At 77.2% G+C, this 5,610-nt stretch carries 6 protein-coding genes; 4 read left to right on the top strand and 2 right to left on the bottom strand.

Going from position 1 to position 5,610, the window contains the following annotated elements; genetic code table 11:
* Positions 1 to 127 precede the first annotated feature (127 nt).
* Positions 128 to 664, top strand: a complete 537-nt coding sequence (locus ACFCX4_RS34275) for a MarR family winged helix-turn-helix transcriptional regulator (protein WP_376151050.1) — start codon at positions 128 to 130, stop codon at positions 662 to 664.
* Between the two features lie 67 nt (positions 665 to 731).
* Here ACFCX4_RS34275 and ACFCX4_RS34270 read toward each other — a convergent pair whose 3' ends face one another.
* Positions 732 to 2,225, bottom strand: a complete 1,494-nt coding sequence (locus ACFCX4_RS34270; RefSeq protein ID WP_376151052.1) for an SDR family oxidoreductase — start codon at positions 2,223 to 2,225, stop codon at positions 732 to 734.
* Positions 2,226 to 2,806: 581 nt separating this feature from the next.
* Here ACFCX4_RS34270 and ACFCX4_RS34265 point away from each other — a divergent pair.
* Together ACFCX4_RS34265 and ACFCX4_RS34260 are read left to right on the top strand one after the other, a co-directional pair.
* Positions 2,807 to 3,589, top strand: coding sequence for a CBS domain-containing protein (locus ACFCX4_RS34265; protein WP_376151047.1), 783 nt, complete (start codon positions 2,807 to 2,809; stop codon positions 3,587 to 3,589).
* Positions 3,590 to 3,750: 161 nt separating this feature from the next.
* Entirely contained in the window at positions 3,751 to 4,437 is a 687-nt protein-coding gene (locus tag ACFCX4_RS34260; protein ID WP_376151045.1) for a beta-glucanase, read from the top strand.
* Positions 4,438 to 4,534: 97 nt separating this feature from the next.
* On the opposite strand, the gene ACFCX4_RS34255 is transcribed toward ACFCX4_RS34260, so the two are convergent.
* Complete coding sequence (locus tag ACFCX4_RS34255; RefSeq protein WP_376151043.1) at positions 4,535 to 4,906, bottom strand: hypothetical protein; 372 nt, start codon at positions 4,904 to 4,906, stop codon at positions 4,535 to 4,537.
* A gap of 256 nt (positions 4,907 to 5,162) precedes the next feature.
* Here ACFCX4_RS34255 and ACFCX4_RS34250 point away from each other — a divergent pair, with 256 nt between their 5' ends.
* Positions 5,163 to 5,561 (top strand): hypothetical protein, encoded by a 399-nt coding sequence (locus ACFCX4_RS34250; protein ID WP_376151041.1) that lies wholly within the window; start codon positions 5,163 to 5,165, stop codon positions 5,559 to 5,561.
* Positions 5,562 to 5,610: the final 49 nt, after the last annotated feature.

The raw sequence follows: 5,610 nt of genomic DNA, 5'->3' as shown, positions 1-5,610 counted from the left end.
GACCCGCGGGTCCGGCCGGCGACCGGCTCCCGGGGGCCGCCGCAGGAGCGCGGCGGCAGGAGAGGGGCGGAGTCACCGTTAGGCTGAACGGGTTGGATCGACGCCGTACGTGACCGGAGAACACGCCTTGTCGGAGCTGGAGGAACTGGAGGAGCCGGGGGAACCGGAGGAGCGGGACGGTCGGCGGGGGTCCGTCGACGGGCCGGTGCTCGGGCGGTTGCTCCAGGACCTCGCCTCCGAGATGAACCTGCTCGGCCACGGCTTCGCCGCCGCCAGCGGGCTGCACACCACCGACGTCCAGGCGCTGCTCGCGATCATGCGGGCGGTGCCCGGCGGTGCCGGCCACGACGGGCCGTCGGCCGGAGGGATCACCCCCGGGCGGCTGGGGGAGGAGCTGGGGCTCTCCTCGGGCGCGGTCACGGCGGTGCTGGACCGACTGGAGCGGGCCGGGCACGTCCGACGGACCAGGGACGCGGCGGACCGGCGCCTGGTGCTGGTGCACTACCTCCCGGGGGCCGGGCGGATGGCGGCCGAGTGGTTCGCGCCGGTGGCGCGCCGGACGGAGGCGGTGCGGGCCGGGTTCACCGCGGCGGAGCTGGACGCCGTGGCCCGGTTCCTCGGCCGGATCACCGGTGAGCTGGAGGACCTGCGGCACTCGCGCTGACCGGGCCGGTGCCGGTGGCGCCGTTCGGAGCCGGTGGTCCGGCCTCCGCCGGGCGGGCCCCGCCGTGTCACCCCGGCCGGTCGGGGCCGCTCCGGGGCTCCCGGGCGGCCTCCTCGGTGATCCGCCGGGCCATCCCGCCGAACACGGCGGCGTGGAACGGCGCCACCGCCCACCAGTAGGCGTGCCCCGCCAGCCCGCGCGGATGGAACAGCGCCCGCTGCCGGTACCGGCTCCCGCCCGCGCCGTCCGGGGCGACCGAGAGCTCCAGCCAGGCCGGACCGGGCAGCCGCATCTCGGCGCGCAGCCGCAGCAGCCGCCCCGGCCGGATCTCCTCCACCCGCCAGAAGTCGAGCGACTCGCCGACCCGCAGCCGCGCCGGGTCCCGGCGCCCGCGGCGCAGCCCCACCCCGCCGACCAGCCGGTCGACCCAGCCGCGCACCGCCCAGCCGAGCGGGAAGGAGTACCAGCCGTTCTCGCCGCCGATCCCCTCCACCACCCGCCACAGCGCCGCCGGATCGGCGTCCACCCGCAGCTCGCGGACGTCCTGGTAGAGGCTGCCGCCGGCCCACTCCGGGTCGGTGGCGAGCGGGTCGCTCGGGGCGCCGGGGACGGAGGCCGAGGACCAGCGGGTCGCGACGTCCGCGTCCCGGATCCGCCGCAGTGCGAGCGCCACGGCCGCGTCGAAGCCGATGCCGCCGCCCGCGGGCGGCGGCAGGTAGAGGTCGAGGTCGTGCTCGCCGCGGACCACCTCGTAGCGCAGCGACTCCACCAGCGGCCGGGCGATCGACCCCGGCACCGGGGTCACCAGGCCGACCCAGAGGCTGGAGAGCCGGGGCGTGAGGACGGGCACGGCCACGATCAGCCGGCGGGGCAGTCCGGCCACCGCCGCGTAGCGTTCCATCATCCGCCGGTACGTCAGCACCTCCGGGCCGCCGATGTCGAAGGCGCGGTTCACCCCGGCCGGCAGGGTGGCGGCCCCGACCAGCAGGCGCAGCACGTCGCGCACGGCGATCGGCTGGATCCGGGTCTCCACCCAGCGCGGGGTCACCATCACCGGCAGGCGCTCGGTGAGGTGGCGGAGCATCTCGAAGGACGCCGATCCCGATCCGATGATCACCGCGGCCCGCAGTTCGGCGGTCGGCACACCGCTGTCGCACAGCACCCGTCCGACCTCGACCCGCGACCGCAGGTGCGGGGAGAGCCGGCCCGCCGGGACCCCGGCGGGGGCGAGCCCGCCGAGGTAGACGATGCGGCGCACCCCGGCCAGGGCGGCGGCCCGCCCGAACGCCAGGGCGGCCGCCCGGTCGGTGGCCTCGAAGCCGGGGCCGGTGCCGAGCGCGTGCACCAGGTAGTAGGCCACGTCGATGCCGTCGAAGGCGCCGGCCAGGCTCTCCGGGCGGGTGACGTCCCCGGCGGCGGCCTCGACCCGGTCCCGCCAGGGGTGGTCCCGCAGCCGGTCCGGGTCGCGGACCAGGCAGCGCACGGTGTGGCCGGCGCCCAGCAGCTCGGGGACGAGCCGGCCGCCGATGTACCCGGTGGCGCCGGTGACCAGGCAGCGCAGCGGGCCCGTCGGGCCCGCCGGGGGCGGGTCGGTGGGCCTGTCGGCGGACCGGGTGCGGGCGCCGGGGTCGGCAGGGGCCGCGGGATCGGCAGGCGTCGTGGGATCGGCAGGCGTCGTGGGCTCAGCGGGGACGGCGGATTCGGTGGGCTCAGCGGGGACGGTGGGCTCAGCGGGGACGGTGGGCCTGGTGGGCCGGGTGGGGTCGGTGGGGTCGGTCACGGGGGCTCCGGGGCGTGGACGGCGGGGCGAGCGGTGGACGGGAGGCCCGCCGGGTGCGGTGCTCGCCGGTCGCGAGGATGATCTCCGTGCCGGAGCGGTCCCGCACGTCGGGGCGGCCGCGGTGTCGTCCGAACGGCGCAGCGCCGCCGGCCCCGGGCCGCGGGCCCGGGGAGGGTCCCCGGGTAGGGGCCGTGTTCGGTGGGAGGGGCCGTTGGTCCCGTCGATTCAGCCCCTTGGCCCCTGGCGTCCCACCGGGCCGGGGGAGATGCTGCTCGTACAGCCGATCGGACGACATGGGCCCGGTCGGACGGCGCCTGCGGACGAGGTGAACCGGCGTGCGGCATGCCACCGTCGAATCAGTGATGACCAGTCCCGTGGTCCGGGTCGCTCCCGAGACCGGCTTCCGGGAGATCGTCGCCCTGCTGGCCGAGTACGACATCACCGGAGTGCCGGTGGTGGACGGCGAGGGCCGGCCGATCGGCCTCGTCTCGGAGGCGGACCTGCTGCTCACCCTGGCCGCCCAGGAGGACCAGGGCACCCTCCTGCCGCCGCCGGACCTCCGGCGGACCGGACCGGGCGGCGCCGTCACGGCGGCCGACCTGATGACCGGCCCGGCGGTCTGCACCACTCCCGGTACCAGTGTGGTGGCGGCGGCCCGGTTGATGGCCCGGCACGGCGTGAAGCGGCTGCCGGTGCTGGACGAGGACGGCCGGGTGTTCGCGATGGTCAGCCGGGGCGACCTGCTGCGCGTCTTCCTGCGGGAGGACCGGGTGATCCGCCGGGAGATCGTCGAGGAGGTGCTCGGCCGGATCGAGGGCGTGAGCCCCGCCGAGGTCGGCGTGGAGGTGGACCAGGGGCGGGTGGTGCTCAGCGGCACCGTGCCCGAACCGCACCTCGTCCCGATCGTGCTGAACCTCTGCCGCTCGGTGGACGGGGTGGTCTCGGTGACCGACCGGCTCAGCGCCGACCTCTTCGGCGGCGTGGGGCCGGAGGAGGCGGCGACGGACGGTGCCCCGGCCGTCGGCGGCGCCCCGGCCTCCGGGGCCGACGCGGGTGGTGCGGCCGGCCCGGGCTCCGGTGGCGAATCCGGGAGCGCGTTCGACAGCGGCGCGCGCGGGAGCGACGCGCCTGCGCCCGTTCGCTGATCCTGCGCGCGGGCGCGTCCGGCCCGTTGCCGTTCCGCTCGGCCGGAGGCCCGGCTGGACCCGGAGCGTCCGCTTCGAATATCGCGCTGCGTACCGGGTATCTCACCCAGCGTGCGCGGCGGTAGCGGGCCGCCGCGACGCCGGGCGCCGGGGAGGCAGCCGTGGCCGTCGTGTTCGACGCGGACTTCACATCGATCAGCCAGTGGGTCGCGGGGCGCAGCAGCGCCTATCCCCGGATGGGGCCGACCAACCGGGGCGACCACAAACTCGACTTCCTCAGCCGCGCGCACTGCCCCGGCGGACTCTTCACCGCGACCCGCCGGCACGGCGGGGACCTCTGGACGTGCAACCTTCTCACCACCGAGGGCAGTCCGGAGGGCTTCCAGCTCCGCGCCGGCGACGTCCTGGACGCGCGCGTCACCCTGCCCCTCGAACTGGGCGCCTGGCCGGCGATCTGGACGTGGCGGGACGGCGGCAACGAGATCGACGTGTTCGAGTACCACCCCGACAACCCGGACCTGCTGGAGATCTCCAACCACGTCCGGGGCGGCTACCGCTACTGGCACGGCGCCGACGCCGGCATAGCCCCCGGCGCCACCTTCGACCTGCGGACCGTCTTCGGCGCGCACTCGGTGGACTGGTTCGTGGACGGCACCCTCATCCACGCCGACCGCCGGGGCGTCGGCGCCGAGTGGCACGCGTACCTGATCGTCAACCTCTCGGTCGCGGACGGCACCTACCACGCCCGCCCGCCGGTCTTCGGGCCGGACCGGCTCGGATGGATCTGCCACGGCCTCCGGGTCGAGCGCGGCGGGCCGGACGTTCCCGGCGAGCCGTGGCCCTGGTGACGGCGGGCTCCGGGGCGCCGTTGCCCAGGGGTTCCGCGCCGCCGCGGCTCCGGGATCCGCCGGCTCCGGGGTCGCTGTCCGGGGCCGCTGTCCGGGGTCAGCGCTCGGGCGGGAACATCGCGGTGATCAGGCCGCGCGGGCCCGAGCGCTGGAACCAGACCACCCGGCGGTGCCGGCCGATGTACGCGGGGTGCGTGACGTAGAGGTCGTCGCGCGGCGCGGTCTCGTTGCCCGGGGCCAGCGCGGCGTCCAGGGCGTCGGCGGCGATGGCCCGGAGCAGCGCGTGCGCGGTCGCCGCCGCGGCGGCGGGGACGATGGCGAGCGCGGTGAGTTCGTACCAGAGCACCGTCGAGACGTAGGCGATGGGGGACAGGCCCAGAGCAGGGTGCGGGCGGGGGTCCTGGTAGCGAAGCAGCACCCCGGCCGCGACGAGGCGCTCGCGGTCGTCTGCCGGAGGGTGGTGGTTCATGGGGCGAACGCTACCCGGCCCGGTGCGGGCGGGCCCGGGCCCGGTGGTTTCCCCGTCCGGCGGACGCCTGTCGGCGTATGCTCGGCGGCTCTCTCACGGGTTGCGCGCCGTTCCCGTGCGCCCCCGGCGCCGCCCGGCCGCTCACGCCGCTCCGACGGGCGCGGGCGCACGATGGTAGGGAGACGCCGATCGCCCCGAACGGCCCGGCCGCCACGGCCGCCTCCCGCCGCCCGGGGTGGTGAAGGAGGTCGTGATCATGGACTGGGACCACCCTGGCTACGGTCATGGGTTCGGGGCCTGGGGCCTGGGCCTGATGGCATTGGGGCTGTTGCTGGTCGTGCTGGCGCTGGTGGCCGTCGCGGTGGTGCTGGTCAGGCAGTCGCGGGCGCCGGCTCCGCCACCGCCGGCGAAGGGCGCGTGGGGCGCGGGGCCGTCCGCCGGCGGGCCGGTGGCGTCGCCGGCGGTGCCGTCGGTGGCCGAGCAGGTACTGGCGGAGCGGTTCGCGCGCGGGGAGATCGACACCGAGGAGTACCGGCACCGTCTGGAGGTCCTGCGGGCGGCGGGCCGTGCTCCGGACGCGGGCCCGGTGGCTCCGCCCGCCCCGCCCGCTCCGCCGAGGACGCCGCCTCCCCCGGCCTCCCCGCCGCCGGGCTGACGTACCGGAGGGCCCCGGCGCCCGGGTGGGCGGCGGGGCCCTCCGAGGC

The organism is Kitasatospora sp. NPDC056327 (assembly GCF_042261735.1).
GTDB lineage: Bacteria > Actinomycetota > Actinomycetes > Streptomycetales > Streptomycetaceae > Kitasatospora.
This window is presented reverse-complemented; position numbering and strand designations above follow the sequence as displayed.